General features: G+C 65.2%; 23 protein-coding genes and 1 pseudogene. 21 read left to right on the forward strand and 3 right to left on the reverse strand.

Annotated elements, in window-relative coordinates; all coding sequences use genetic code 11:
- The 10 genes and pseudogenes from F3J19_RS10480 to F3J19_RS10525 form a co-directional block, all read left to right on the forward strand.
- Window positions 1-233 (forward strand): annotated as a pseudogene (locus F3J19_RS10480) (hypothetical protein); the annotation flags it as partial.
- A 63-nt stretch (window positions 234-296) separates the two neighbouring features.
- Window positions 297-467, forward strand: coding sequence for a hypothetical protein (locus tag F3J19_RS10485; protein ID WP_167040488.1), 171 nt, complete (start codon window positions 297-299; stop codon window positions 465-467).
- Between the two features lie 190 nt (window positions 468-657).
- Window positions 658-1,455, forward strand: coding sequence for a 4-hydroxy-tetrahydrodipicolinate reductase (dapB, locus tag F3J19_RS10490; RefSeq protein ID WP_167040490.1), 798 nt, complete (start codon window positions 658-660; stop codon window positions 1,453-1,455).
- An 81-nt stretch (window positions 1,456-1,536) separates the two neighbouring features.
- Window positions 1,537-2,256 (forward strand): MotA/TolQ/ExbB proton channel family protein, encoded by a 720-nt coding sequence (locus tag F3J19_RS10495; protein WP_167040492.1) that lies wholly within the window; start codon window positions 1,537-1,539, stop codon window positions 2,254-2,256.
- Between the two features lie 127 nt (window positions 2,257-2,383).
- On the forward strand, window positions 2,384-2,815 hold the full coding sequence (locus tag F3J19_RS10500) for a biopolymer transporter ExbD (RefSeq protein ID WP_167040494.1): 432 nt from the start codon (window positions 2,384-2,386) through the stop codon (window positions 2,813-2,815).
- Window positions 2,816-3,206: 391 nt separating this feature from the next.
- A complete protein-coding gene (gene leuS, locus F3J19_RS10505; RefSeq protein WP_167040496.1) occupies window positions 3,207-5,798 on the forward strand; it encodes a leucine--tRNA ligase in 2,592 nt (863 codons plus the stop codon).
- A gap of 88 nt (window positions 5,799-5,886) precedes the next feature.
- A complete protein-coding gene (lptE, locus tag F3J19_RS10510; protein ID WP_345891020.1) occupies window positions 5,887-6,438 on the forward strand; it encodes an LPS assembly lipoprotein LptE in 552 nt (183 codons plus the stop codon).
- 54 nt (window positions 6,439-6,492) lie between these two features.
- Window positions 6,493-7,617: a DNA polymerase III subunit delta gene (gene holA / locus F3J19_RS10515; protein WP_167040502.1), complete on the forward strand. Its 1,125-nt coding sequence runs from the start codon at window positions 6,493-6,495 to the stop codon at window positions 7,615-7,617.
- Window positions 7,618-7,930: 313 nt separating this feature from the next.
- Complete coding sequence (locus F3J19_RS10520) at window positions 7,931-9,202, forward strand: glutamate-5-semialdehyde dehydrogenase (RefSeq protein ID WP_167040505.1); 1,272 nt, start codon at window positions 7,931-7,933, stop codon at window positions 9,200-9,202.
- Between the two features lie 93 nt (window positions 9,203-9,295).
- On the forward strand, window positions 9,296-9,712 hold the full coding sequence (locus F3J19_RS10525) for a CopD family protein (RefSeq protein ID WP_167040510.1): 417 nt from the start codon (window positions 9,296-9,298) through the stop codon (window positions 9,710-9,712).
- Between the two features lie 156 nt (window positions 9,713-9,868).
- Here the strand turns inward: F3J19_RS10525 and F3J19_RS10530 are convergent, their stop codons facing one another.
- Window positions 9,869-10,714 carry a MurR/RpiR family transcriptional regulator gene (locus F3J19_RS10530; protein ID WP_167040513.1) on the reverse strand — a complete coding sequence of 282 codons (846 nt, stop codon included), beginning with the start codon at window positions 10,712-10,714 and terminating at the stop codon, window positions 9,869-9,871.
- A gap of 301 nt (window positions 10,715-11,015) precedes the next feature.
- On the opposite strand from F3J19_RS10530, the gene edd reads away from it, so the two are divergent.
- The 4 genes from edd (at window position 11,016) to F3J19_RS10550 (ending at window position 15,762) form a co-directional block, all read left to right on the forward strand.
- Window positions 11,016-12,926, forward strand: coding sequence for a phosphogluconate dehydratase (gene edd / locus F3J19_RS10535; RefSeq protein ID WP_167040516.1), 1,911 nt, complete (start codon window positions 11,016-11,018; stop codon window positions 12,924-12,926).
- 35 nt (window positions 12,927-12,961) lie between these two features.
- Window positions 12,962-13,603 (forward strand): bifunctional 4-hydroxy-2-oxoglutarate aldolase/2-dehydro-3-deoxy-phosphogluconate aldolase, encoded by a 642-nt coding sequence (gene eda, locus F3J19_RS10540; RefSeq protein WP_167040519.1) that lies wholly within the window; start codon window positions 12,962-12,964, stop codon window positions 13,601-13,603.
- A 268-nt stretch (window positions 13,604-13,871) separates the two neighbouring features.
- Window positions 13,872-15,257 (forward strand): GntP family permease, encoded by a 1,386-nt coding sequence (locus F3J19_RS10545; protein ID WP_167040522.1) that lies wholly within the window; start codon window positions 13,872-13,874, stop codon window positions 15,255-15,257.
- 10 nt (window positions 15,258-15,267) lie between these two features.
- A complete protein-coding gene (locus F3J19_RS10550; RefSeq protein WP_167040525.1) occupies window positions 15,268-15,762 on the forward strand; it encodes a gluconokinase in 495 nt (164 codons plus the stop codon).
- A 188-nt stretch (window positions 15,763-15,950) separates the two neighbouring features.
- Here F3J19_RS10550 and purB read toward each other — a convergent pair whose 3' ends face one another.
- Window positions 15,951-17,339, reverse strand: a complete 1,389-nt coding sequence (gene purB / locus F3J19_RS10555; protein ID WP_167040527.1) for an adenylosuccinate lyase — start codon at window positions 17,337-17,339, stop codon at window positions 15,951-15,953.
- A gap of 268 nt (window positions 17,340-17,607) precedes the next feature.
- Here purB and F3J19_RS10560 point away from each other — a divergent pair, with 268 nt between their 5' ends.
- The 6 genes from F3J19_RS10560 (at window position 17,608) to F3J19_RS10585 (ending at window position 23,435) form a co-directional block, all read left to right on the forward strand.
- The gene (locus F3J19_RS10560) at window positions 17,608-18,564 is read left to right on the forward strand and encodes a LysR family transcriptional regulator (RefSeq protein ID WP_167040529.1); all 957 of its coding nucleotides are present in this window, start codon (window positions 17,608-17,610) and stop codon (window positions 18,562-18,564) included.
- A 160-nt stretch (window positions 18,565-18,724) separates the two neighbouring features.
- Window positions 18,725-20,038, forward strand: a complete 1,314-nt coding sequence (locus tag F3J19_RS10565) for a Glu/Leu/Phe/Val dehydrogenase (protein ID WP_167040530.1) — start codon at window positions 18,725-18,727, stop codon at window positions 20,036-20,038.
- Window positions 20,039-20,311: 273 nt separating this feature from the next.
- Entirely contained in the window at window positions 20,312-21,205 is an 894-nt protein-coding gene (locus F3J19_RS10570; protein WP_167040532.1) for a glutamate/aspartate ABC transporter substrate-binding protein, read from the forward strand.
- Between the two features lie 90 nt (window positions 21,206-21,295).
- Window positions 21,296-22,036: an amino acid ABC transporter permease gene (locus tag F3J19_RS10575; RefSeq protein ID WP_167040534.1), complete on the forward strand. Its 741-nt coding sequence runs from the start codon at window positions 21,296-21,298 to the stop codon at window positions 22,034-22,036.
- Window positions 22,036-22,713 carry a glutamate/aspartate ABC transporter permease GltK gene (gene gltK, locus F3J19_RS10580; RefSeq protein WP_167040536.1) on the forward strand — a complete coding sequence of 226 codons (678 nt, stop codon included), beginning with the start codon at window positions 22,036-22,038 and terminating at the stop codon, window positions 22,711-22,713. The genes F3J19_RS10575 and gltK overlap by 1 nt, the downstream gene beginning before the upstream one ends.
- The gene (locus tag F3J19_RS10585; protein ID WP_167040538.1) at window positions 22,710-23,435 is read left to right on the forward strand and encodes an amino acid ABC transporter ATP-binding protein; all 726 of its coding nucleotides are present in this window, start codon (window positions 22,710-22,712) and stop codon (window positions 23,433-23,435) included. The genes gltK and F3J19_RS10585 overlap by 4 nt, the downstream gene beginning before the upstream one ends.
- A gap of 152 nt (window positions 23,436-23,587) precedes the next feature.
- Here F3J19_RS10585 and F3J19_RS10590 read toward each other — a convergent pair whose 3' ends face one another.
- Window positions 23,588-24,529 (reverse strand): class II glutamine amidotransferase, encoded by a 942-nt coding sequence (locus F3J19_RS10590; RefSeq protein ID WP_167040541.1) that lies wholly within the window; start codon window positions 24,527-24,529, stop codon window positions 23,588-23,590.
- 168 nt (window positions 24,530-24,697) lie between these two features.
- Here F3J19_RS10590 and pyrC point away from each other — a divergent pair, with 168 nt between their 5' ends.
- Window positions 24,698-25,759: a dihydroorotase gene (gene pyrC, locus F3J19_RS10595; protein WP_167040543.1), complete on the forward strand. Its 1,062-nt coding sequence runs from the start codon at window positions 24,698-24,700 to the stop codon at window positions 25,757-25,759.
- Window positions 25,760-25,948 lie beyond the last annotated feature (189 nt).

Consider the following 25,948-nt stretch of genomic DNA (forward strand, 5'->3'; position numbering starts at 1 on the left):
CAGACTGTCCGTGTTGTAAGGCGGGCTGCGCGCCGCGCGTGGCGCCCGCCGGATTTCTCCGCTTGTCCCGCGAGGCGCGGCGCCTCGCCGTGCTGTCCGATTCCGCAGCCTGCCGCCGCTTTCGCCCCCACAAGGCACACCCGGCGGGCCCGACCGGCTCGCAGGGTAGCGGCGGCCCGACGCTGAACGCACCGCTCACCGGTTCCTCGTCGAATTCGGGAACGGGCGAGTAATCAGACTGTCCGTGTTGTAAGGCGGGCTGCGCGCCGCGCGTGGCGCCCGCCGGATTTCTCCGCTTGTCCCGCGAGGCGCGGCGCCTCGCCGTGCTGTCCGATTCCGCAGCCTGCCGCCGCTTTCGCCCCCACAAGGCACACCCGGCGGGCCCGACCGGCTCGCAGGGTAGCGGCGGCCCGACGCTGAACGCACCGCTCACCGGTTCCTCGTCGAATTCGGGAACGGGCGAGTAATCAGACTGTCCGTGTTGTAAGGCGGGCTGCGCGCCGCGCGTGGCGCCCGCCGGATTTCTCCGCTTGTCCCGCGAGGCGCGGCGCCTCGCCGTGCTGTCCGATTCCGCAGCCTGCCGCCGCTTTCGCCCGCATTGCCGCGGCGTGTCTGCGGGTGGTGTCTGCCCGTGTCTTTTTACGAACCCTCATCGTCATGAAAATTGCCATTGCTGGCGCATCGGGCCGTATGGGCCGCATGCTCATCGAAACAGTCCTTAACGATGCCGGTGCGACGCTGTCCGGTGCGCTGTGCCGCGCGGACTCCGCGCAGGCCGGGCAGGACGCCGGCGCGTTCCTCGGCAAGCAGACCGGCGTGCTGCTCACCGACGACATCGAGCGCGTCTTCGCCGAATCCGACTATCTGATCGACTTCACGCGCCCGGACGCCACGTTGCGCCACCTCGAAGCCGCGCAGCGCCACAACGTGAAAATGGTGATCGGCACGACCGGCTTCGATAACGAGCAGAAAGCACAGTTGCGCGCGGCGTCGGAGAAGATCGGCGTCGTGTTCGCGTCGAACATGAGCGTCGGCGTGAACGTCACGCTGAAGCTGCTCGAATACGCGGCACGCCAGTTCGCGACCGGCTACGACATCGAGATCATCGAGGCGCATCATCGTCACAAGGTCGATGCGCCGTCCGGCACCGCGCTGACGATGGGCGAAGTGATCGCCGACGCGCTCGGCCGCAATCTCGACGAATGCGCGGTCTACGGTCGCGAAGGCGTGACCGGCGAGCGCGATCCGTCCACGATCGGCTTCTCGGCGATTCGCGGTGGCGACATCGTCGGCGATCATACGGTGCTGTTCGCCGGCATCGGCGAGCGCATCGAGATCACGCACAAATCGGCGAGCCGGTTGTCGTATGCTCAAGGCGCGCTTCGTGCTGTACGGTTCCTCGAAGGCCACGCAACCGGCTTCTTCGACATGCAGGACGTGCTTGGCCTGCGTTGAGTGCGCTCAGCGGGCGCGTGGCGCACGCCGGCGCGCGGCTTCGAGCGCGCTCCTGAAGTCACTTTCCTACGGCGAGGTCAGATGGCAGGCGGCAGCGGCATCATCCATTACCTGCAGACGAGCGACGCGATCACGCATGGCGTCGCCTACGTGCTGCTGGCCATGTCGATCGCGAGCTGGTGCTTTCTGCTCGTCAAGAGCTGGTTCCTGACGCGCGCGAAACGCCAGGCCACGCGGGCGATCGCACAGTTCTGGCAGGCGCCGACATTGTCCGAGGGCGTCGCCACGCTGCGCCGCGTGGATCGCGAGCGCGTGTTCGCGCCGCTCGCCGAAGCGGCACTGCATGCGGCCGAAGTCGACATTCCGGGCGCGCTGCTCGCGCGCGTCGAGCGTAGCGAACGGGTATTGCGGGCGCTGCGCCAGGCGCTCAACGCGTCGCAGCGGCGGCTAGAATTCGGCCAGGTGCTGCTGGCGTCGGTCGGCAGCACGGCGCCGTTCGTCGGCCTGCTCGGCACTGTGTGGGGCATCTATCACGCGCTCGGCAGCATTGCGGCGAGCGGCCAGGCGCAGATCGAAAACGTCGCCGGGCCGGTTGGCGAAGCGCTGATCATGACCGCGTTCGGTCTCGTCGTCGCGATTCCAGCCGTGCTGGCGTACAACGTGCTCGGGCGTCTCGCGCGGCAGTTGTCCGAGGAACTCGACGGCTTCGCGCACGATCTGCACGTCTACGTGTGCGCGTCGTCCGAGCACGTGCCGCCGCCAGTGCGCGCGCAGCAGGCGGCGCACGAAGCGCACCGCTGACGCGCGGCGGGCCGCAGCGCATCGCGGCTCTCGAAGGATCGAGGAAGCGCGTACCCGCTTCTGCGTTCGGGCAAGCCTGCGGACAGGCCCAGACAGGCCCAGACGCAAGGAAGCACAAGGAGGCGATATGGCATTCGGCGGACTCGAGAAAAAGCAGGCGGCCGCGCCGATGGCCGAGATCAACATGACGCCGCTGATTGACGTCATGCTCGTGCTGCTCGTGATTTTCATCATCACCGCGCCGCTGTTTTCGCATGCGATCCGGCTCGATCTGCCGAAGGTCGCGGCGGCGCCCGCGCGTCAGACCCCGCAAACCATTTCCCTTTCGATCGACGCCGCCGGCCGGCTGTACTGGAACAGCCAGCCGATCACGCTCGCGCAGATGCGTGCGCAATTCGCCGAGGCCGGCAAGCAGACCGAGCAGCCGGAAATCCAGCTACGCGCCGAGCGCTCGACGCGCTACGAAGTGATCGCGCAAGTCATGGGCGCCGCGCAACAGGCGGGGCTCGAACGCATCGGCTTCGTGACCGATCCGCCGCCGCCCGCCGCGCAACGTTGACGAGCTGCGGCGTTCGATATGACGCCCAACGTGACGTCTGACCTGGCGTTCAAGGTCCGGCGCTTCGCGCCCGAGGCGAAGGCCGCTGCCCGCGTGCTCTTGCACCGCCGGCCATGCCGCGTTTGCGTCGGTGCGCGCGGCAATCCGAACCCCGCCGGACCCGCATGAATCTTTTGCGCCGGCGCGGTGCTCGCGATGCGGATGCCCCACGCCCGGCTCATACCCGGCTCACGCCCGCCGACCCGTGCGCCATGCCGCGCGGCGCGCCCGTCCGCGAACGGTATAATCAGCCCTTTCCCCGCGAAGGGGAAACGACGCGATTCCATCCAGTTCCATCCAGCAGAGCACCAGGCCGGTGCGAAAGCACCGAACCCAGCGATCCCATCACACCATGCACGAAAAATACGTTCCCTCCGACGTCGAAGCCGCCGCGCAAGGACAATGGCGCGCCATCGACGCCTACAAGACGACGGAAACCACCGACAAGCCCAAGTTCTACTGCGTCTCGATGCTGCCGTATCCGTCGGGCAAGCTGCATATGGGGCACGTGCGCAATTACACGATCAACGACGTGATGTACCGTTATCTGCGGATGAACGGCTACAACGTGCTGATGCCGATGGGCTGGGACGCGTTCGGCATGCCCGCCGAAAACGCGGCGATGGCCAACAACGTGCCGCCCGCGCAATGGACCTACGACAACATCGCTTACATGAAGAAGCAGATGCAATCGATGGGCCTCGCGATCGACTGGTCGCGCGAAGTCGCGACCTGCAGCCCCGACTACTACAAGTGGAACCAGTGGCTGTTCCTGAAGATGCTCGAAAAGGGCATCGCGTACAAGAAAACCGGCACCGTCAACTGGGACCCGGTCGACCAGACCGTGCTCGCCAACGAGCAGGTGATCGACGGGCGCGGCTGGCGCTCGGGCGCGCTCGTCGAAAAGCGCGAAATCCCGATGTACTACATGCGTATCACGCAGTACGCCGATGAGCTGCTGAACGACCTCGAAGGCCTCGGCTGGCCCGAGCGCGTGAAGATCATGCAGCAGAACTGGATCGGCAAGAGTTTCGGCGTGAACTTCGGCTTCCCGTACGAAATCGACGGCGAACAGAAGCTGCTGCGCGTGTTCACGACGCGTGCCGACACGATCATGGGCGTCACGTTCTGCGCGGTCGCCGCCGAGCATCCGCTTGCCACGCGCCTCGCGCAGGACAAGCCGGAACTGCAGGCGTTCATCGACGAATGCAAGCGCGGCGGCGTTGCCGAAGCCGACGTCGCGACGATGGAAAAGAAGGGCATGGCCACCGGCTTCTACGTCACGCATCCGCTGACGCAGGAGCAGGTCGAGGTGTGGGTCGGCAACTACGTGCTGATGAGCTACGGCGAAGGCGCGGTGATGGGCGTGCCGGCGCACGACGAGCGCGATTTCGCGTTCGTGAAGAAATACGGTCTGCCGGTCAAACAGGTGGTGGCGGTCGAAGGCAAGGCGTTCTCGACCGATGCCTGGGCCGAGTGGTACGGCGAGAAGACCGGCACGCTCGTGAACAGCGGCAAGTACGACGGCCTCGCGTACGACGCAGCGGTGGACCGCATCGCCGCCGACCTCAAGGCACTCGGCCTTGGCGACAAGCAGATTACGTGGCGTCTGCGCGACTGGGGCGTGTCGCGCCAGCGTTACTGGGGCACGCCGATTCCGATCATCCACTGCCCGACGTGCGGCGACGTGCCGGTGCCGGAACAGGACCTGCCCGTCGTGCTGCCGGAAGACCTCGTGCCGGACGGCACGGGCAACCCGCTCGCGAAGTCCGAAGCGTTCGTGAACTGCACGTGCCCGAAGTGCGGCGGCGCGGCCAGGCGCGAAACCGACACGATGGACACCTTCGTCGACTCGTCGTGGTACTTCTACCGCTACGCGTCGCCGGACGCGAAGACGATGGTCGACGAGCGTACCGATTACTGGGCGCCGATGGATCAATACATCGGCGGCATCGAGCACGCGATCCTGCACCTGCTGTACTCGCGCTTCTGGGCGAAGGTGATGCGCGACCTCGGTCTCGTGAAGTTCGGCGAGCCGGCGAAGAACCTGCTCACCCAGGGCATGGTGCTCAACGAAACCTACTACCGCGAAAACGACGCGGGCAAGAAGACCTGGTACAACCCGGCTGACGTGACCGTGTCGTTCGACGACAAGGGCCGCCCGGTCGGCGCGGTGCTCAATGCGGACGGCCAGCCGGTCGTGCTCGGCGGCGTCGAGAAGATGTCGAAGTCGAAGAATAACGGCGTCGACCCGCAGATGCTGATCGATCAGCATGGCGCGGACACCGCGCGTCTGTTCGTGATGTTCGCGGCACCGCCCGAGCAGCAGCTCGAATGGTCGGGCTCGGGCGTCGAAGGCGCGAGCCGCTTCCTGCGCCGCGTATGGAACTTCGGTCATGCGAACGAAGCCGCGCTGCGCGCGGGCGGCCCGCTCGACGCCGCGCAACTGAACGACGCCGGCAAGGCGCTGCGCCGCGAGATCTACAGCGTGCTGAAGCAGGCCGACTTCGACTATCAGCGCCTGCAGTACAACACGGTGGTGTCGGCCGCGATGAAGATGCTCAACGCGCTCGACGGCGCGAAGGGCGCGCAGCCGGCCGTGCTGCGCGAAACCTACGGCGTGATGCTGCGCGTGCTGTACCCGGTCGTGCCGCACCTGACGTTCCAGCTCTGGCAGGAACTCGGTTACGCCGACGCCTTCGGCACGCTGCTTGATGCGCCGTGGCCGAAGGTCGACGAGAAGGCGCTGGAGCAGGCCGAGATCGAACTCGTGCTGCAGGTGAACGGCAAGGTGCGCGGCGCGCTGACGGTCGCGAAGGACGCGTCGCGCGAAGCGATCGAGCAGCAGGCGGCCGCGCACGAAATGGTCGCGAAGTTTAGCGAAGGCAAGGCGCCGAAGAAGATCATCGTGGTGCCGGGCCGTCTCGTGAACGTGGTCGTTTGACGGGCCACGATCTCATGCCGGCAGATGCGCGCCGCCCGTTTGGCGGCGTGTATCCGACCCGCGAATCCACAGCGAACCGGGAGCGAATGTGACTCGCAGATCGTTTTTGACGCTCGCTTGCAGCGTAATGATGTTGTCGGCCTGCGGCTTCCAGTTGCGCGGCCAGCAGGACTACGCGTTCAAGCGTCTCTATGTGGCCGGCGCGACGCCGGCCGCCGCCGCGCGGCTCACGCGCATGGTCCAGGGCGGCAGCGACACGGTGGTGGTCAATTCGCCCGCCAACGCCGACGCAATCCTGCAAATCTCGCAGAACCGCAACATCAGCACGCTGACGCTGAACACGCTCGGTGTCGTCGCCGAGTATCAGCTGAATCTGCAGATGGGGTACACGCTGGTCGGCAAGGACGGCACGATCCTGATTCCGGGCAGTGTGATCGCCTTGAATCGCGCGATGACCTATAGCGACCAGTTCTCGCAGGCGAAGTCCGCCGAGTCCGACATTCTGTTCACCGACATGGAGAACGACGCGATCGATCAGTTGATCCGCCGTCTCGGCGTGGTGCGCTCGCTGCATCCGACGCCGGCCGAGGCCGTGCCAGCCGTCGCGCCGCGCGCGCCGCTGCCGCCGCCGCCGCTGTGAGCGGCGCGCCGTTCGTGATCGACCGTACTTCATCCATTCCGCTCACCGCCCGCCATGCAACTGCGACCTGACGCGCTCGAAACGCATCTCGCCAAAGGACTCGCCGGCCTGTACGTCGTGTACGGCGACGAGCATCTGCTCGCGCAGGAAGCGAGCGACCGGATTCGCGCGGCGGCGCGCGCGGCGGGCTTTACCGACCGCTCGGTGTTCACGGTCGAGCGAGGCTTCGACTGGAGTTCGCTGCTCGGCGCGAGCCAGTCGATGTCGCTGTTCGGCGACCGGCAACTGGTCGAGTTGCGCATTCCGTCGGGCAAGCCGGGCAAGGAAGGCGCCGACGCGCTGAAGGCGCTCGCGGCCGCCGTCAACGACGACGTGCTGACGATGATTACGCTGCCGCGCCTCGATGCGGCCACGCAGAAGTCCGCATGGTTCACCGCGCTCGCCGAGGCGGGCGTCGCGCTGAAGATCGATCCGGTCGAGCGCGCGCAATTGCCGAACTGGGTCGGCCAGCGGCTCGCGGCGCAGGGGCAGCGCGTCGCGGCTGGCGAAGAGGGGCGGCGCGCGCTCGCGTTCATCGCCGAGCGCGTCGAGGGCAACCTGCTTGCCGCACATCAGGAAATCCAGAAGCTCGGGCTGTTGTATCCGAGCGGTACGCTGAGCTTCGATCAGGTGCAGGACGCCGTGCTCAACGTCGCGCGTTACGACGTGTTCAAGCTCAACGAGGCGATGCTCGCGGGCGACGTCGGCCGGCTCGCGCGCATGCTCGACGGGCTGCGCGGCGAGGGTGAGGCGGCGGTGCTCGTGCTGTGGGCCGTCGTCGAGGAAGTGCGCACGCTGCTGCGGATCAAGCGCGGCGTCGCGGCCGGCAAGCCGCTCGCGATGCTCACGCGCGAGAACCGCGTGTGGGGACCGCGCGAGCGGCTGATCGGGCCGGCGCTCTCGCGCGTCAGCGAGGCGGCGCTCGAAAAGGCGCTTGCGCTGGCGGCGAAGCTCGACCGCCAGGTGAAGGGCTTGTCGGGCGGCACGCGGGGCAAGCATCGCGACGATCCGCCGCCCGATCCGTGGGATGGCCTGTTCGAACTCGCGATGACGGTCGCCGCGCCCAGGCCGTCAGAGGCGGCGCCCGTGCCGCCGCCACGGCCTCGCACGCCGGCGGCGTCGGCACGGCGGCCAGTCTGACGCGGCTGAGGCGCGCGAGCCTCGGCCGGGATGCGGTGGTTGCGCATGGGGTCGACGCCGTGCAGACGCCGACAAGCGCATGGTAGCCGCCAGCCGCTTTTCGCATACTTTTGCATACGGATCGTCGCGCTTCGTCCGCTACACCCGACGCCATAGCAACGGCAATGCAACGCGACGACAAACCCGCGGCATCGCAGCGCACCGGCCGTCCGCGTGCAAGCAAAGCCCCGGTGCCCGACTTACAATCGTTTGATCTTTCGCTAATTCTGTCCGACCACCGCACCTCGACGTGCGAGGCATCACGAGAATGACCATGGATATCGACCAGTACATGACCGACCTCGGCCAGCGCGCGCGCCAGGCATCACGCGCGATGGCGCGAGCTTCGACCGCCGCGAAGAACGCCGCGCTCGCGGCCATCGCCGAGGCCATCGAACGCGATGCCGCGCTGCTCAAGCAGGCGAATGCGCGCGACCTCGAACGGGCGCGCGACAAGGGGCACGATGCGGCGTTCATCGACCGTCTGACGCTGTCGGACAAGGCGCTGAAGACGATGGTCGAGGGTCTGCGCCAGGTCGCGGCGCTGGCCGACCCGATCGGCGAGATCAGCAATCTCAAGTACCGGCCGAGCGGCATCCAGGTCGGCCAGATGCGCGTGCCGCTCGGCGTGATCGGCATCATCTACGAATCGCGCCCGAACGTGACGATCGATGCGGCGGCGCTATGCCTGAAGTCCGGCAACGCGACGATTTTGCGCGGCGGCTCGGAAGCGCTCGAATGCAATACCGCGCTCGCGAAGCTGATCGGCGAGGGGCTCCAAGCAGCCGGCTTGCCGCAGGACGCGGTGCAGGTGGTCGCGACCTCGGACCGCGCGGCGGTCGGCAAGCTCATCACGATGACCGGCTATGTCGACGTGATCGTGCCGCGTGGCGGCAAGAGCCTGATCGAGCGGCTCATCAACGAAGCGCGCGTGCCGATGATCAAGCACCTCGACGGCATCTGCCACGTCTACGTCGACGACCGCGCCGATCTCGCCAAGGCGCTCAACGTCTGCGATAACGCGAAGACGCACCGCTACGGCACCTGCAACACGATGGAAACGCTGCTGGTCGCGCGCGGCATCGCCGCCGAAGTGCTGCCGCCGCTTGGGCAGTTGTATCGCGACAAGGACGTGGAACTGCGCGTCGACGCGGCGGCGCGCGCGGTGCTGGCCGATGCGGGCGTCGGTCCGCTCGTCGAGGCGACCGAGGAAGACTGGCGCACCGAATACCTCGCGCCGGTGCTCGCGATCAAGATCGTCGACAACCTCGACGCGGCGATCGAGCACATCAACACCTATAGCTCGCAGCACACCGACGCGATCGTCACCGAAGACCACGACCGCGCGATGCGCTTCCTGCGCGAAGTCGATTCGGCGAGCGTGATGGTCAACGCATCGACGCGTTTCGCGGACGGCTTCGAGTTCGGCCTCGGTGCCGAGATCGGCATCTCGAACGACAAGCTGCATGCGCGCGGCCCGGTCGGGCTCGACGGGCTGACCTCGCTGAAGTACGTGGTGCTCGGTCACGGCGAGGGCCGTCAGTAAGACCGAGGCCGCACGAATCGACGCGCCGCGAACAACGCCCCTAACGACACTAACGACCCTACGACCGACCACAAGGACTATAAGGACCCGCCGATGCTCTGGGTAAAGACGTTTCACATCGTATTGATTGCTTCCTGGTTTGCCGGCCTGTTCTATCTGCCGCGCATCTTCGTCAATCTGGCGATGGAAACCGAACCCGCGGCAACGGCGCGTCTTCTGTTGATGGCGCGCAAGCTGTTCCGCTTCATGACCTTCATCGCGGTGCCGGCGCTCGCGTGCGGGCTGTGGTTGTGGCTCGTGATCGGCATCGGCAGCGGGCAGGGCTGGATTCACGCGAAGGTCGGCGTGGTCGTGCTGCTCGTCGTCTACCACGCGTATTGCGGCGTGCTGCTGCGCCGGTTCGAGCGCGGCGAGAACCGCCGCTCGGACAAGTGGTATCGGATGTTCAACGAACTGCCGGTGCTCGGCATGCTCGCGGCGGTCGCGCTGGTGGTGATCAAGCCGTTCTGAGCGGTCGACGGCGCCTCGGCCGTCGCGCGGGAAAGCGGCAGGGAAAACAGTAGGAAAAGCGCGAGAAAAAGTGGGAAAAGACAAAAGGGCGGTGTGCCGGTTGAACGGCACACCGCCCTTCGTTTTATTGGCGGCCGAGCACTTTGCCGCCGCGCATCACCCCTGCGAATCCACCCGCCGCCGATGAATTACCTCTTTCGTCTGCGCGAGCTTTTCCACGAGTTCCGGCCCACGGCTCAACGCGACGCCGACCGCGAGAATGTCGCCGATCGCGAGATGCGACACGCGCGAGGTCATCGGCGAAAAGATGTCGGTGTCTTCGTCGACGTTCGCAAACAGGCCCACCGTCGCGAGCCGCGCGAGCGGCGAGTTGCCGTGCGTGATCGCGATCACCTTCGCGCCCGCGTTGAGCGCGGCCTTCGCGGCGTCGATGATGTCGCGCGTGCGGCCCGTGTTCGAGATCGCGACCACGACGTCGCCCGCGCCCAGCAGCGCCGAGGACATCAGAAACGTATGCGGGTCCGAATACGCGACGCTCGGCATGCCGAGCCGGAAGAACTTGTGCTGCACGTCGAGCGCGGCGATGCCCGAGCCGCCCGCGCCGTAGAACTCGATGCGGTGCGCGCGCGCGAGCAGGTCGATCGCCGCCGCGACGCTGTCCGACGAGAGGTTGTTGCGCACCTGGATCAGCGCGCCGATGGTCCGGTCGAGCACCTTCGCGGCGACGCCCGGCGTCGGTTCGTCGGGCCGCACGTCGCGATAGACGGCCGGTACTTCGGCCGCGATGCCCTGCGCGAGCCGGATCTTGAATTCGCGAAACCCCGAAAAGCCGAGCGCATGACAGAACCGCGCGATGGTCGGCTGGCTCACGCCCGCGCGTGCGGCTACTTCGGTCATCGACAGATCGAGCACCTCGCGCGGCGCCTCGATCACGTAATCGGCCAGCTTGCGCTCGGACGGGCGCAACTGGTCGCGCATCTCTTCCACCTGAGACAGCATCATCGGACAACTCGCACTATGCTGAAGAATCCGTGGACTATAGCCGATTGGCCGATAGCGCACAAAAGGAAAGTACAAAAACTACATATTGGCGTCTAAGTGTATTCCCTGGGTTTGAATCGAAAAGCACCGATAGGCCGCCAGTAGGGCGATGCGCCGTGTTTTACGATGTGGCGATGCAACAGCGCTCTCCGTTGCGATCGTGTAGTTTTTCTACTAAGATGGCGTCGTTCGAGAGCAGCACACACGACTTGCCGATCCCTACCCCGCGATACCGCCCGCCGCCAGCGACGAAGGAGCTCAGATGGTTTCCCCGCATTCGCAATTGTTGAAGGTCACGCAGCGCGTGATCGAGCGCAGCAAGCCCACCCGCGAGGCGTATCTGGCCCGCATCCATCATGCGCAGGGCAAGTTCCCGGCGCGCGGCGCGCTCTCGTGTGCGAACCTCGCGCACGGTTTCGCGGGGCTCGAAGGCAACGACAAGCTCGTCATCAAGCAGATTCGCGAGCCGAACCTCGGCATCGTTTCGTCGTACAACGAGATGCTGTCGGCCCACGCGCCGTACAAAAACTACCCGGACATCATCAAGCAGGCCGCGCGCGAAAACGGCGGTGTCGCGCAATTCGCGGGCGGCGTGCCGGCGATGTGCGACGGCATCACGCAGGGCAACGCGGGCATGGAGCTGTCGCTCTTTTCGCGCGAAGTGATCGCGATGAGCACGGCCGTCGCGCTCACGCACAACATGTTCGATGCGGCGCTGTGCCTCGGCATCTGCGACAAGATCGTGCCGGGCCTTCTGATCGGCGCGCTGCAATTCGGCCATCTGCCGACGATCTTCGTGCCGGCCGGCCCGATGGCGAGCGGCCTCTCCAACGACGACAAAGCGAAGACGCGCCAGCTGTATGCGACCGGCCAGTGCGGCCGCGAGGCGTTGCTCGAAGCCGAAGCGGCCGCGTATCACAGCCACGGCACCTGCACGTTCTACGGCACCGCGAACAGCAACCAGATGCTGATGGAAGTGATGGGCCTGCATCTGCCGGGCTCGGCCTTCGTGCATCCGCACACGCCGCTGCGCGACGCGCTGACCGCGCAGGCCGCGCGCCGCGTGCTCGATCTGACGGTCGAGCGCGGCCACTACATGCCGATCGGCCACGTGGTCGACGAGAAGGCGATCGTCAACGGCATCGTCGCGCTGCTGGCGACGGGCGGCTCGACCAATCACACGCTGCACCTCGTCGCGATTGCGCGCGCGGCCGGCATCGTGATCGACTGGGACGACTTCGACGCGCTCTCGCAAGCGGTGCCGCTGCTCGCGAAAATCTATCCGAACGGCAAGGCCGACGTGAACCACTTCCACGCGGCCGGCGGCGTCGCGTTCCTCGTGCGCAATCTGCTCGAAGGCGGTCTGCTGCATGAAGACGTCAACACCGTGGTGGGCAAGGGGCTCAAGCGCTACACCGAGGAGCCGAAGCTGATCGACGGCAAGCTGCAATGGGTCGCGGGCGCCGAGGCGAGCGCCGATACGGCCGTGCTGCGCGGCATCGCGGAACCGTTCCAGGCGGACGGCGGCCTGCGTCTGATGCAGGGCAAGCTGGGCCGCGGCGTCATCAAGATTTCGGCGGTCGCGGCGCAGCATCGCAAGGTGAAGGCGCCGGCGATCGTGTTCGATTCGCAGGAAGCAGTGCAGGCGGCTTTCGACAACGGCGAGTTGAAGCGCGATTTCATCGCCGTGGTGCGCTTCCAGGGCGCGCGGGCAAACGGCATGCCGGAACTGCACCGTTTGACGCCGCTGCTCGGTGTGTTGCAGGATCAGGGTTTCCATGTCGCGCTGGTGACCGACGGCCGCATGTCGGGTGCGTCGGGCAAGGTGCCGGCGGTGATCCACCTGTCGCCGGAAGCGTTGCTGCAAGGCCCGATCGGCAAGGTTCGCACGGGCGATATGCTGGTGATTGACGCCGAAGCCGGCGTGCTCGACATCGAGATCGACGCGGCCGAATGGGCTGCGCGCGAGTGCGCCGAACCGAAGCATCAGGCGGACAACGAAGTGGGCTTCGGCCGCGAGCTGTTCGGCGTGTTCCGCTCGGCGGCGGCGCCGGCGGAGCAGGGCGCATCGGTGTTCGGCGCGATGGTCGGCGAGCCCGGCGCTCACCCGGATCACGCGCACGGCCACCAGCACAGTCATCGGCACCACGACAAACACACGAACGCCGCGTAAGCCAGCGCGGTGCGACAGAAACAAGGAGTCTGACAATGACGGCGAAAACAGTAAGCGATATCGTGCGCCTCGGCCCGGTGATTCCGGTGCTCGCGTTCGACTCGGTCGAGCAGGGCGAACACGTGTCGCGCGCATTGCATGCGGGCGGCGTGAAGGTGCTCGAAATCACGTTGCGCACCGCAGCAGGGCTCGAAGCGATCAAGCGCGCGAGCCAGCTGGCCGAGGACATCGTGGTCGGCGTCGGCACGATCACGAAGCCCGAGCATTGCGCGCAGGCGAAGAAGGCGGGTGCGCAGTTCGGCGTGTCGCCGGGTCTGACGAAGGACATGCACCAGGCCGCGCAGGATGCCGGTCTGCCGCTGCTGCCGGGCGTCATGACGCCGTCGGACATCATTGCCGCGCTGGAGCTCGGCTACGAGATCGTCAAGTTCTTCCCCGCGCAGCAGGCGGGCGGCGTGCCGATGCTGCAGGCATTCCACGGCCCGTTCCCGACGCTGAAGTTCTGCCCGACCGGCGGCATTACGCCCGAGACTGCGCCGCATTTCCTGTCGCTGCTGAACGTGGTTTGCGTCGGCGGTTCGTGGCTCACGCCGAAGGCCGCGCTCGCCGCGCAGAACTGGGACGAGGTCACGCGTCTCGCGCGTGCCGCGAGCCAGTTGGCCGCGCCGGCGCGCTAAGCCCGGCGACAACGCATCGGCTGCCGGAGTGGCTGCCTGAAGCGGGCCCGATACCAGGAGTCTTGTCGATACAGCCGCACCAGGCTGTCGCGCCGAGGCTCTTTTTTTACATGACGGGCGGCCCGGATTTACGCGCGCGCTCGGGAAACAAACAGTAAAATTCAGCGTCCGCGCGGCCAGCCGGGTTTTCAGGCATCGCGCAGGTTGACGTGAGACGACGTGCTGGCCGTGTTCCGCACTCAGAATCAATAACGAAAGGAGAAGCTTCATGGAAGCTGTCCACGGCAGCATGCTGCTGGTCTACGCGGTGATCGCCATCGCCTTGCTGATCTTGATGATCACGCGCTTCAAGGTCTATCCGTTTCTTGTCCTCATCATCGTCTCGCTGCTGCTCGGCCTCGTGTCCGGCATGCCGATGCAGACCATCGTCAAGTCATTCGAAACCGGTAACGGCAATACGCTCGGGCACATCGCCATCGTGGTCGGCCTCGGCACGATGCTCGGCAAGATGATGGCCGAATCGGGCGGCGCCGAGCGCATCGCGACCACGCTGATCAACTGGTTCGGCGAGAAGCACATTCACTGGGCGATGATGGTTGTCGCGATCATCGTCGGCTTGCCGGTGTTCTTCGAGGTCGGCTTCGTGCTGCTGATTCCGATCGCGTTCAACGTCGCACGGCGCACCAATAAATCGCTGCTGCTGGTCGGCCTGCCGATGGTCGCGGGCCTGTCCGTCGTGCACGGCCTGATTCCGCCGCACCCGGCCGCGCTGCTCGCCGTGCAGGCCTATCACGCCGACATCGGCAAGACGATTGCCTACGGTCTGATCGTCGGCATTCCGTGCGCGATCGTCGCCGGTCCGCTGTTCGCGCTGCTGGTGAGCCGCCATATCCAGTTGCCGAAGGAAAACGCGCTGGCCGCGCAGTTCCTCGGCAGCGCCGCGAATGGCGGCAACGGCGCGCAAGCCGACGCACCGAAACGCGAACTGCCGGGCTTCGGCATCACGCTGGTCACGATCCTGTTGCCGGTGGTGCTGATGCTGGTCGGCAGCTGGGCCGATCTCGTCTTCGAGCCGAAGACGTTGCCGAACGATCTGCTGCGCTTCTTCGGCAACACCGACGTTGCGCTGCTGACGGCCGTGCTGGTCAGCTTCTGGACCTTCGGCGCGAGCCGCGGCTTTACGCGCGACCAGATTCAGAAGTTCTGCGGCGAGTGTCTCGCGCCGATCGCGGGCATTACGCTGATCGTCGGTGCGGGCGGCGGTTTTGGCCGCGTGCTGATGGATAGCGGCATTTCGAAGGAAATCACCAATGTGGCGACCGCGATTCATCTGTCGCCGCTGATGTTCGGCTGGCTCGTCGCGGCGATGATCCGTCTCGCGACCGGTTCGGCCACCGTCGCGATGACGACCGCTTGCGGCATCGTCGCGCCGATCGCGTTGGCCGGCGGCGTGCAGGTGAAGCCGGAGCTGATGGTGCTCGCGACCGGCTCGGGCTCGCTGATCTTCTCGCACGTGAACGATGGCGGCTTCTGGCTGATCAAGGAATATTTCGGCATGACGGTGGGGCAGACCTTCAAGACATGGTCGCTCCTCGAAACCATCATCTCGGTGATGGGGCTGGGCCTGACCTTCGCGCTGGCGGCGGTCCTGTAAGGAGCTTCAAATGATTCTGATCGCAATGGGCGTGTCGGGCGCCGGCAAGTCGAAGATCGGCGAAATGCTCGCGGAGCGTCTGCATTGCACGTTCACCGACGGCGATGCGTTTCACAGCGCCGCCAACAAGGAGAAAATGCACCACGGCATCCCGCTCTCCGACGAAGACCGCTGGCCGTGGCTGAAGACGATTCGCGCCGCGATCGAGGAAAAGCAGCAGGCGGGCGAGACGGCGGTGTTCACGTGCTCGTCGCTGAAGCGCTCGTATCGCGACGTGCTGCGCGCCGGCGACAAGGACGTCTGCTTCGTCTACCTCAAGGGCTCGCGCGAGGTGCTCGCGGAGCGTCTGGGGCATCGCACCGGGCACTTCTTCGATCCGTCGCTGCTGCAAAGCCAGCTCGATACGCTCGAAGAACCCGGTGCCGATGAAGCGATCACGGTCAGCATCGATCTGACGCCGGAGCAGATCGTCGACGAAGTGCTCAGGCAGGTCGACGAGCGCTGAGCCGTTGACTTTGGGGTGTGTTCCGGCGCTGCATGCCGGATGCTGAAATACCGGACGCCCATATGCCGGCTACCGAGCGCTGGCTACCAAGCGCCGGACGAAAAAAAGCCGCTCATCCGAGCGGCTTTTTTTACTCCTCGCCGCGACACCGCCGCGAGGCACGACCTGCATAAGCAAGCAGACCAGAATCAGCCGATCCGCTTCGCCAGTTCGACGGCCTTGCCGATGTACGAGCCCGGCGTCATCGAGAGCAGACGGTCCTTCGCGTCCTGCGGAATCGCGAGGCCGCTGACGAACGCCTGCAGCGCTTCGCGCGTAATGCCCTTGCCGCGCGTGAGTTCCTTCAGCTGTTCGTACGGATTCTCGATGCCGTAGCGGCGCATCACGGTCTGCACCGGCTCGGCCAGCACTTCCCAGCAGTTGTCGAGGTCTTCGTTCAGACGCTGCGCGTTCACTTCGAGCTTGTCGAGGCCGCGGATCAGCGAGTCGTAGGCGAGCAGCGAATAGCCGAACGCGACGCCGATGTTGCGCAGCACCGTCGAGTCGGTCAAGTCGCGCTGCCAGCGCGACACCGGCAGCTTGTCGGCGAGATGGCGCAGCGTTGCGTTGGCGAGGCCGAGGTTGCCTTCGGAGTTTTCGAAGTCGATCGGATTGACCTTGTGCGGCATCGTCGACGAGCCGATTTCGCCGGCTTTCGTGCGCTGCTTGAAGTAGCCGACCGAGATGTAGCCCCACACGTCGCGGTCGAGGTCGAGCAGGATCGTGTTGGCGCGCGAGATCGCGTCGAACAGTTCGGCCATGTAGTCGTGCGGCTCGATCTGGATCGTGTACGGGTTGAACGTGAGCTTCAGGCGGTTTTCGACGACGTCCTTCGAGAACGCTTCCCAGTCGAATTCCGGATACGCGGACAGGTGCGCGTTGAAGTTGCCGACCGCGCCGTTCATCTTGCCGAGCAGTTCGACTTTCGCGATGCGCTCGATCGCGCGTGCGAGACGCGCCGCGACGTTGGCGATTTCCTTGCCGAGCGTGGTCGGGCTGGCCGGCTGGCCGTGCGTGCGCGAGAGCATCGGCTGGGCGGCGTGCGCATGCGCGAGCGCGATGAGGCGCTCGTGTACCGAGCGCAGCGCCGGCAGGATTACGTGTTCGCGCGCGCCGGCGAGCATCAGGCCGTGCGAGGTGTTGTTGATATCTTCCGACGTGCAGGCGAAGTGGATGAACTCGCTCGCGCGCTCCAGTTCTTCCTGACCCTTGACCGATTCCTTGAGCCAGTACTCGACGGCCTTCACGTCGTGGTTCGTGACGCGCTCGATTTCCTTGATGCGCGCGGCGTCGTGCGCGGTGAAGCGCTCGGCCAGTTGCAGCAGGAACTGCTCGGACGCGTCGGAGAAGCGCGGCACTTCGGCGAAGCCGGCGCGCGACAGCGCGATCAGCCAGTGGATTTCGACCGTCACGCGATTGCGCATGAAGGCGGCTTCCGAGAGCCAGTCGCGCAGGGCTTCGGTTTTCGACGCGTAGCGGCCGTCAAGAGGGGAGAGCGCGTTCAGCGCGAACAGGGTGTCGGGGCGGGTGTCGGACATGATGAGGAGCTAAGCGCTCAGCGAGCGGATCGGAAACGGCGGGAACCGCGCATTTTACCACTGTGAGGCGCGGTGCCCGAGCTTCGCGGCCTGGCCGTGCCGGGCGGGCCACCGAGCTTCGGCGCGAGCCCTCGATGCGGCAGGCGCGGGCGAACTGCATGCGCCGGCCCATCGCAGGGCCGGCGGTTTGCGTTGCGGCACCGTGCCTCGCGCATGTGGCGCGCCGCTAGAATGCAGACTTCTTCTCTTACGCCGGCGGCGCAATCGCATGGAACTGAAATGGCTCGAAGATTTCATTTCGCTCGCGGAAACGCGTAGCTTCAGCCGCTCGGCCGAATTGCGCCACGTCACGCAGCCGGCTTTCTCGCGCCGCATCCAGGCGCTCGAAGCGTGGCTCGGCACGGAGCTGATCGACCGCTCGGTTTATCCGACGCGGCTTACGGCGGCCGGCCAGGTGTTCAACGAGCAGGCGCTCGCGATGCTCTCGCAGTTCCACGAAGCGCGCGCGCTGTTGCGCGGCCACACGGCGACGCCGCAGGCGACGATCGAATTCGCGGTGCCGCACACGCTTTCGCTCACGTACTTCCCGCGCTGGCTGCAGCGCATCGAGGCGCAGATGGGCCCGATCCACACGCGGCTGCGTGCGCTCAACGTGCACGACGCGGCGCTTTCGCTCGTCGAGGGCGGCTGCGATCTGATGATGGGCTACCACCACCCGAGCCATCCGGTCGCGCTCGATCCGGGCCGCTACGACATGCTGACGCTCGGCCACGAGCCGATCAGCCCGTTTTCGGCGCCGGGCCGCGCGGGCCGCCCGCGGCATACGCTGCCGGGCACGGCCGACGCGCCCACGCCGTATCTGTCGTATACGCCCAATGCGTATCTCGGACGCATGACCGAGGTGATTCTCGCGAACGCGCCCGAGCGCCTCCATCTGGACCGGCTCTACGAAACCGACATGGCCGAGGGGCTCAAGGCGATGGCGCTCGCCGCTCACGGCATTGCCTTCCTGCCGCATAGCGCGGTGGAAGACGCGGTCGCCGAGGGCAAGCTGATCCGTCTCGATCGCGCGACGCGCGGCACGCCCGAAGGGCAGCTCACGCTGAGCATGGAGATTCGCCTGTATCGCGACAAGCTCGCGGCAAAAAGCGACGATGCGCGGCAGATTCTCGTGCGGCAGCTATGGGATGTCGTGACGGAAGAACTGAAGCAGGGCGCAGCCTGAAAGCGCGTCGCACCGGTCCGCCGATTGGCTTGCCGACGACGTGAATATGCGGCTTTCCGAACGTTATGCAAAAAAAACATAATGGGATGAGGAAACGGCATTGGATTTCGATGCGGCGTTTTTTCACAATGCCGGTATTCGATCAACGCCCGGAGCGTTCATGTCATCCCAGCAACAAGCCGCACAATCCGCAGTCACGGCGCAAGCCGTTCCGTCCTACCTCAATAGCGAAGACCTCGGCCCCTGGGGCAACTACCTACGCCAGGTCGACCGCGTCGCGCCGTATCTCGGCCCGCTGTCCCGCTGGCTCGAAACCCTGAAGCGCCCGAAGCGCATCCTGATCGTCGACGTGCCCATCGAACTCGATAACGGCACCGTCGCGCACTTCGAAGGCTATCGCGTGCAGCACAACGTGTCGCGCGGTCCGGGCAAGGGCGGCGTGCGTTATCACCAGGACGTGACGCTCTCCGAAGTGATGGCGCTGTCCGCGTGGATGTCGGTCAAGAACGCGGCGGTGAACGTGCCGTACGGCGGCGCGAAGGGCGGTATCCGCGTCGATCCGCGCACGCTGTCGCGCGGCGAACTCGAACGCGTGACGCGCCGCTACACGAGCGAGATCGGCATCATCATCGGACCGAATACCGACATCCCCGCGCCGGACGTGAATACGAACGAGCAGATCATGGCGTGGATGATGGACACTTACTCGATGAACCAGGGCCAAACGGCCACCGGCGTCGTGACCGGCAAGCCGATCACGCTCGGCGGCTCGCTCGGCCGCCGCGAGGCGACCGGCCGCGGCGTGTTCGTGGTCGGCTGCGAAGCGGCTCGCCGCATCGGCTTCGACGTCGAGGGCGCGCGCATCGCGGTGCAGGGCTTCGGCAACGTCGGCGGGATCGCCGCGCGTCTGTTCCAGGAAGCGGGCGCGAAGGTCGTCGCGGTGCAGGACCACACCGGCTCGCTGTACAAGTCCACCGGCATCGACGCGGTCGCGCTGCTCGATCACGTCGCGAAGACGGGGGGCGTGGGCGGTTTCGCCGAAGCGGATGCGATCGCGAACGAAGAGTTCTGGACCGTCGAATCGGACATCCTGATTCCGGCGGCGCTGGAAAATCAGATCACCGAAAAGAACGCCGGCAAGATCAAGACGCGCATCATCGTCGAAGGCGCGAACGGCCCGACCACGACGGCGGCCGACGACATCCTGCACGATCGCGGCATCCTCGTGATTCCGGACGTGGTCGCGAACGCGGGCGGCGTGACCGTTTCGTACTTCGAATGGGTGCAGGATTTCTCGAGCTTCTTCTGGACCGAGGGCGAGATCAACGAGCGTCTCGAACGCGTGATGCGCGAGGCCTTTGCCGCGGTGTGGCAGGTGGCGAGCGAGCAGAAGGTCTCGGTGCGGACCGCGGCGTTTATCGTCGCATGTAAGCGGATTCTGCAGGCGCGCGAAATGCGCGGCCTGTACCCCTGATCGAGCGCTTCGAGTGGCGCTCGTGCGGCCCGGCCTCGGGCCGGGTGGCGCGGGCGTCGCGCATGGGTGTCTGAAACGCGGTTCACAAGACTGCGTGTTTGACCGGCGGGCGGCATCGTATCGATGCCGCCCGTCTTTTCCTATCCACAGAAAGCAGGTTGCGCCGCCGTCGCGCAAGCGTCGCGGCGTGCGCGCAACAGCATGGTTTATAGCAATACTTTCAGAAAAATTACTTTGCTAAACTGGCTGCGGTTCTTGCCAAGGAGACTCAAGATGAAAGTTAAAAAAGCTGCGTTGCTGCTCGCGACTCTCGGACTGTTCACGGTCGGCGCGCAGGCGCAAGATTCGGGCACGCTGAAGAAGATCAAGGACACGGGCGTCATTTCGCTGGGCCATCGCGAATCGTCGATTCCGTTCTCCTATTACGACGACAAGCAGAACGTGATCGGCTATTCGCAGGATTACGCGCTGAAAGTGGTCGAGGCCGTCAAGCAGAAGCTGAACATGCCGAACCTGAAGGTGAAGCTCGTTCCGATCACGTCGCAAAACCGCATCCCGCTCGTGCAGAACGGCACGGTCGACATCGAATGCGGCTCCACTACGAATAACCTCGAACGTCAGCAGCAAGCCGCCTTCACGAACACGATCTTCGTGATCGGCACGCGCCTGATGACGAAGAAAGACTCCGGCATTAAAGACTTCGCCGACCTGAAGGGCAAGACGGTCGTGACGACCGCCGGCACCACGTCCGAGCGCATGCTGCGCAAGATGAACCAGGACAAGAACATGGGCATGAACATCATCAGCGCGAAGGACCACGGCGAGTCGTTCCTGACGCTCTCCACGGGCCGCGCCGCCGCGTTCATGATGGACGACGCGCTGCTCGCCGGCGAGCGCGCGAAGTCGAGCAACCCGGGCGATTTCGTGATCGTCGGTACGCCGCAATCGCGTGAAGCGTATGGCTGCATGCTGCGCAAGAACGACGCCGACTTCAAGAAGGTCGCCGACGACGCCATTGCGAAGGTACAGACCTCGAGCGAAGGCGAACAGATCTACAAGCGCTGGTTCGAATCGCCGATTCCGCCGAAGGGCCTGAACCTGAACTTCCCGATGAGCGACGACATGAAGGCGCTGTTCAAGAACCCGAACGACAAGGCAATCGATTAAACCTTAGCTGCTTTTCGACACTTTCGAAACGCTGAACGGAACGGAAGGGGCCACGAGCTTCTTCCGTTTCTTTTTGCCGGAGTCTTGGTCATGTCATATCACTGGAACTGGGGCATTCTGCTGAGTCCCGTCTCCACGGGCGAGCCGACCACCTACCTGGGCTGGCTGCTGTCGGGGCTGTGGGTGACGGTTACCGTGTCGCTGTCGGCATGGGTCATCGCGCTGCTCGTCGGGTCGTTGTTCGGTGTGCTGCGCACGGTGCCGAACAAATGGGCGTCGGGCATCGGCACCGTGTACGTCGCGATTTTCCGCAACATTCCGCTGATCGTGCAGTTTTTCATCTGGTATCTTGTGATACCGGAGTTGCTGCCGGCGTCGATTGGTAACTGGTTCAAGCAACTGCCGCCGGCCGCGCAGTTCTTTTCGTCTTCCATTCTGTGTCTCGGGCTCTTCACTGCCGCGCGCGTGTGCGAGCAGGTGCGCTCGGGCATCAACGCGCTGCCGCGCGGCCAGCGCGCGGCCGGTCTCGCGGTGGGCTTCACGCAATGGCAAACGTATCGCTACGTGCTGCTGCCGGTCGCGTATCGCATCATCGTGCCGCCGCTCACCTCGGAGTTTCTGAACATCTTCAAGAACTCCGCGGTCGCCTCGACGATCGGCCTGCTCGATCTGTCCGCCCAGGCGCGTCAGCTCGTCGACTACACCTCGCAAACGTATGAGTCGTTCATCGCGGTCACGGTCGCGTACATGCTGATCAACCTGATCGTGATGCAACTGATGCGCTGGGTCGAAGCGAAAACCCGGCTGCCCGGCTATATCGGAGGCAAGTGATGCATCATTTCGACTGGAGCGGTATTCCGGGCGCACTGCCTACGCTATGGACCGGCGCCATCGTCACGCTCGAGATCACGCTGATCGCGATCGTGTTCGGCATCGTCTGGGGCACCATTCTCGCGATGTTCCGGCTGTCGTCGTTCAAGCCGCTCGAATGGTTCGCAAAGCTCTACGTGACGATCTTCCGTTCGATCCCGCTCGTGATGGTCCTGCTGTGGTTCTTCCTGATCGTGCCGCAGGTGCTGCAAAGCGTGCTCGGGCTGTCGGCCGACATCGACATCCGGCTCGCCTCGGCAATGGTCGCGTTCTCGCTGTTCGAGGCCGCGTACTACTCGGAGATCATCCGCGCCGGCATTCAGGCGGTGCCGCGCGGCCAGGTCAACGCGTCGTTCGCGCTCGGCATGACCTACGGGCAGGCGATGCGCCTCGTCGTGCTGCCGCAGGCGTTTCGCGCGATGGTGCCGCTGCTGCTCACGCAGGGCATCGTGCTGTTTCAGGATACGTCGCTCGTCTACGTGATCAGCCTCGCCGACTTCTTCCGTACCGCCACGAATATCGGCGATCGTGACGGCACAAATGTCGAGATGGTACTGTTCGCGGGCGCGGTTTATTTCGTGATCTGCGTGATCGCGTCGAGCCTTGTCAAAGGTCTTCAGAAAAAGGTCGCAAGATGATCTCTATCAAGAATGTTTCGAAGTGGTACGGCCAGTTCCAGGTGCTGACCGACTGCACGACGGAAGTCAACAAGGGTGAAGTGGTCGTGGTGTGCGGACCGTCCGGTTCGGGCAAGTCCACGCTGATCAAGACCGTCAACGGGCTCGAACCGTTCCAGAAGGGCGAGATCGTCATCAACGGCCAGTCGCTGACCGATAAGAAGACCAATCTGTCGAAGCTGCGCTCGAAGGTCGGCATGGTGTTCCAGCACTTCGAGCTGTTCCCGCATCTGTCGATCGTGCAGAACCTCACGCTCGCGCAGATCAAGGTGCTCGGCCGCTCGAACGACGAAGCGACCGCGAAGGGTCTCAAGCTGCTCGAACGCGTGGGCCTGCGCGCGCATGCGGACAAGTATCCGGGGCAACTGTCGGGCGGTCAGCAGCAGCGGGTGGCGATTGCGCGCGCGCTTTCCATGGACCCGATCGCGATGCTGTTCGACGAACCGACCTCGGCGCTCGATCCGGAGATGATCAACGAAGTGCTCGACGTGATGGTCGAACTCGCGCAGGAAGGCATGACCATGATGTGCGTGACGCACGAAATGGGCTTCGCGAAGAAGGTCGCGCATCGCGTGATCTTCATGGACAAGGGCTTGATCGTCGAAGACGACCGCAAGGAAGACTTCTTCGCGAACCCGAAGTCGGATCGGGCCAAGGACTTTCTCGCGAAGATTCTGCACTGAGATCGCGGGTTCGCTCGCGGGTCGAGTGGGGTGGTCCGCAGGCGCCGGGTCGCAACGCAAAAAAGCCGCTCCAGGGAGCGGCTTTTTTGTTGCGGCTGCTTGCTGCCAGACCGGCGCTGGTTCGCTTTGGCGGTTTGGTTGGCGGCAGCGGCTTACGATTCGAACGCCGCCGCATCGTCGGCGGCTTCGAGATCAGTGTCGCTTTCCGCCGGCGCGACAGCCGTGCGCACGTTGTTCGATGCCGCGAGCGTGGTTGCCGAAGCCGAGGCGTCGAGCGCGGGATTGCGCAGCTTTTCGCGCACCGAGGCCGGCACCGGAATGTTGGCGCGGCCGATCACCTCGCCATGCTGGAACATCAGCAGATCGCCCGGCTCGAACGCGGTCCACACTTCGTTGTCGGTGAGCGGCTTGGTCGCGATCACCGCGACGCGGTCTTCCGGCGTCGTGTACTTGGCGAAGTCGATCGAGACGTCGGCGTCGACCAGATGCGCGGTCGAAAACGGCCAGCGCCGCACGATGTAGTGCAGATGCGTCGAGCAATGCGCGAACAACGCCTGGCCGTTCGACATCAGGAAGTTGAACACGCCGTACTGCGTGACGTCGCGCGTGAGCGTCTCGAGCGCCGCGAACAGTTCCTCGAGCGGCGGCTGCGCGCCCGGGAAAGTCTTGCGCAGACCTTGCAGCAGCGCGCAGAACGCGAGTTCGCTGTCGGTCGTGCCGACCGGCTGATACAGGCCCGTCAACTGCGGCGCATAGTCTTGCAGGTCGCCGTTATGCGCGAAGATCCAGTGACGTCCCCACAGTTCGCGCATGAACGGGTGGCAGTTTTCGAGCAGGATGTGCCCTTGCGTCGCCTTGCGGATATGCGCGATCGTGTTTTTCGATTTGATCGGGTAGCGCTTGACCATCTCGGCGATCGGCGAGGTGGCCGACGATTGATGGTCGATGAACAGGCGGCAGGCTTTGTCTTCGAAGAAGGCGATACCCCAGCCGTCGGCGTGATGATCGGTGACGCCGCCGCGCGCCGCGAAGCCGGTAAAGGAGAACGTGACGTCCGTGGGCGCGGCGCAGTTCATTCCGAGAAGTTGACACATGTTGCGGTGAGCCTGGGAACGGGACGAGCCGTTACAATGACGATTCCCAAGCATATCACCGAGGCGAAGCCGCCAAATAGCAAAATTGACGTGTGTTCGGGCCGCAACAGGGCGGTTTGACCGGGTCGATCGGCTGTGCGCGTGAAGTCTCGTTCCCCCCTTCTTGCCATGACCGCTTCCAACGTTTCCCCTGCTTCCATCACGCTCGTCCGCCCGGACGACTGGCACCTGCACGTGCGCGACGGCGCGATGCTCGCGGCCGTGCTGCCTGACACCGCGCGCCAGTTCGGCCGCGCGATCATCATGCCGAACCTGAAGCCGCCGGTCACGACCACGGCGATGGCCGCGGCGTACCGCGAGCGCATCGTCGCCGCGCTGCCCGACGGGGCGAAGTTCGAGCCGCTGATGACGCTGTACCTGACCGACAACACTCCGCCCGACGAAATCCGCCGCGCGCGCGAAAGCGGCTTCGTGCATGGCGTGAAGCTCTACCCGGCAGGCGCGACGACCAACTCGGACGCGGGCGTCACCGACCTCATGAAGTGCGCGAAGACGCTCGAAGCGATGCAGGAAACCGGCATGCCGCTGCTCGTGCACGGCGAGGTGACGGATTCGGAGATCGACCTGTTCGATCGCGAGAAGGTTTTCATCGACCGCGTGATGATGCCGCTGCGCCGTGCGTTTCCGGCGCTGAAGGTCGTGTTCGAGCACATCACGACGAAGGACGCGGTCGACTACATCCGCGAAGCCGGCGAGGCGCCGGAACTGCTGGGCGCGACGATCACGGCGCACCATCTGCTGTACAACCGCAACGCGATTTTCCAGGGAGGCATTCGTCCGCATTACTACTGCCTGCCGGTGCTGAAGCGCGAGACGCATCGCGTCGCGCTCGTCGAGGCGGCGACGTCGGGCAATCCGCGCTTCTTCCTCGGCACCGACAGCGCGCCGCATGCGAAGGGGCTGAAGGAACACGCGTGCGGCTGTGCGGGCTGCTACACGGCGCTGCACGCGCTCGAACTCTATACCGAAGCCTTCGACAAGGCGGGCGCGCTCGACAGGCTCGAAGGCTTTGCGAGCTTTTACGGCGCGGATTTCTACGGCCTGCCGCGCAACACGGAGAAGGTCACGCTGCGTCGCGAGGAATGGACGCTGCCGGCCGAGTTGCCGGCCGGCGACACGCCGGTCGTGCCGCTGCGCGGCGGCGAGTCGATCGGCTGGCGGCTGGTTTGAGGTCGGGCTAGATGCACGAGCGTGGGGCGGGGCGCGAGGTTGGCCCGCGGATCGTGGATGCGGTGACGTCTGATGCAGTGCCTGGCGTTGCGCATGAAATGGCGCTGAAAGCCGCTCCCGCAGTAGGGCGTGACGCTGCGCCCAGAGCAGCGCATGAACCCAGGTTCGAAGGGGCATCTGAATCAGCGC

This window comes from Burkholderia sp. Ax-1724 (assembly GCF_011752995.1).
Classification (GTDB): domain Bacteria; phylum Pseudomonadota; class Gammaproteobacteria; order Burkholderiales; family Burkholderiaceae; genus Paraburkholderia.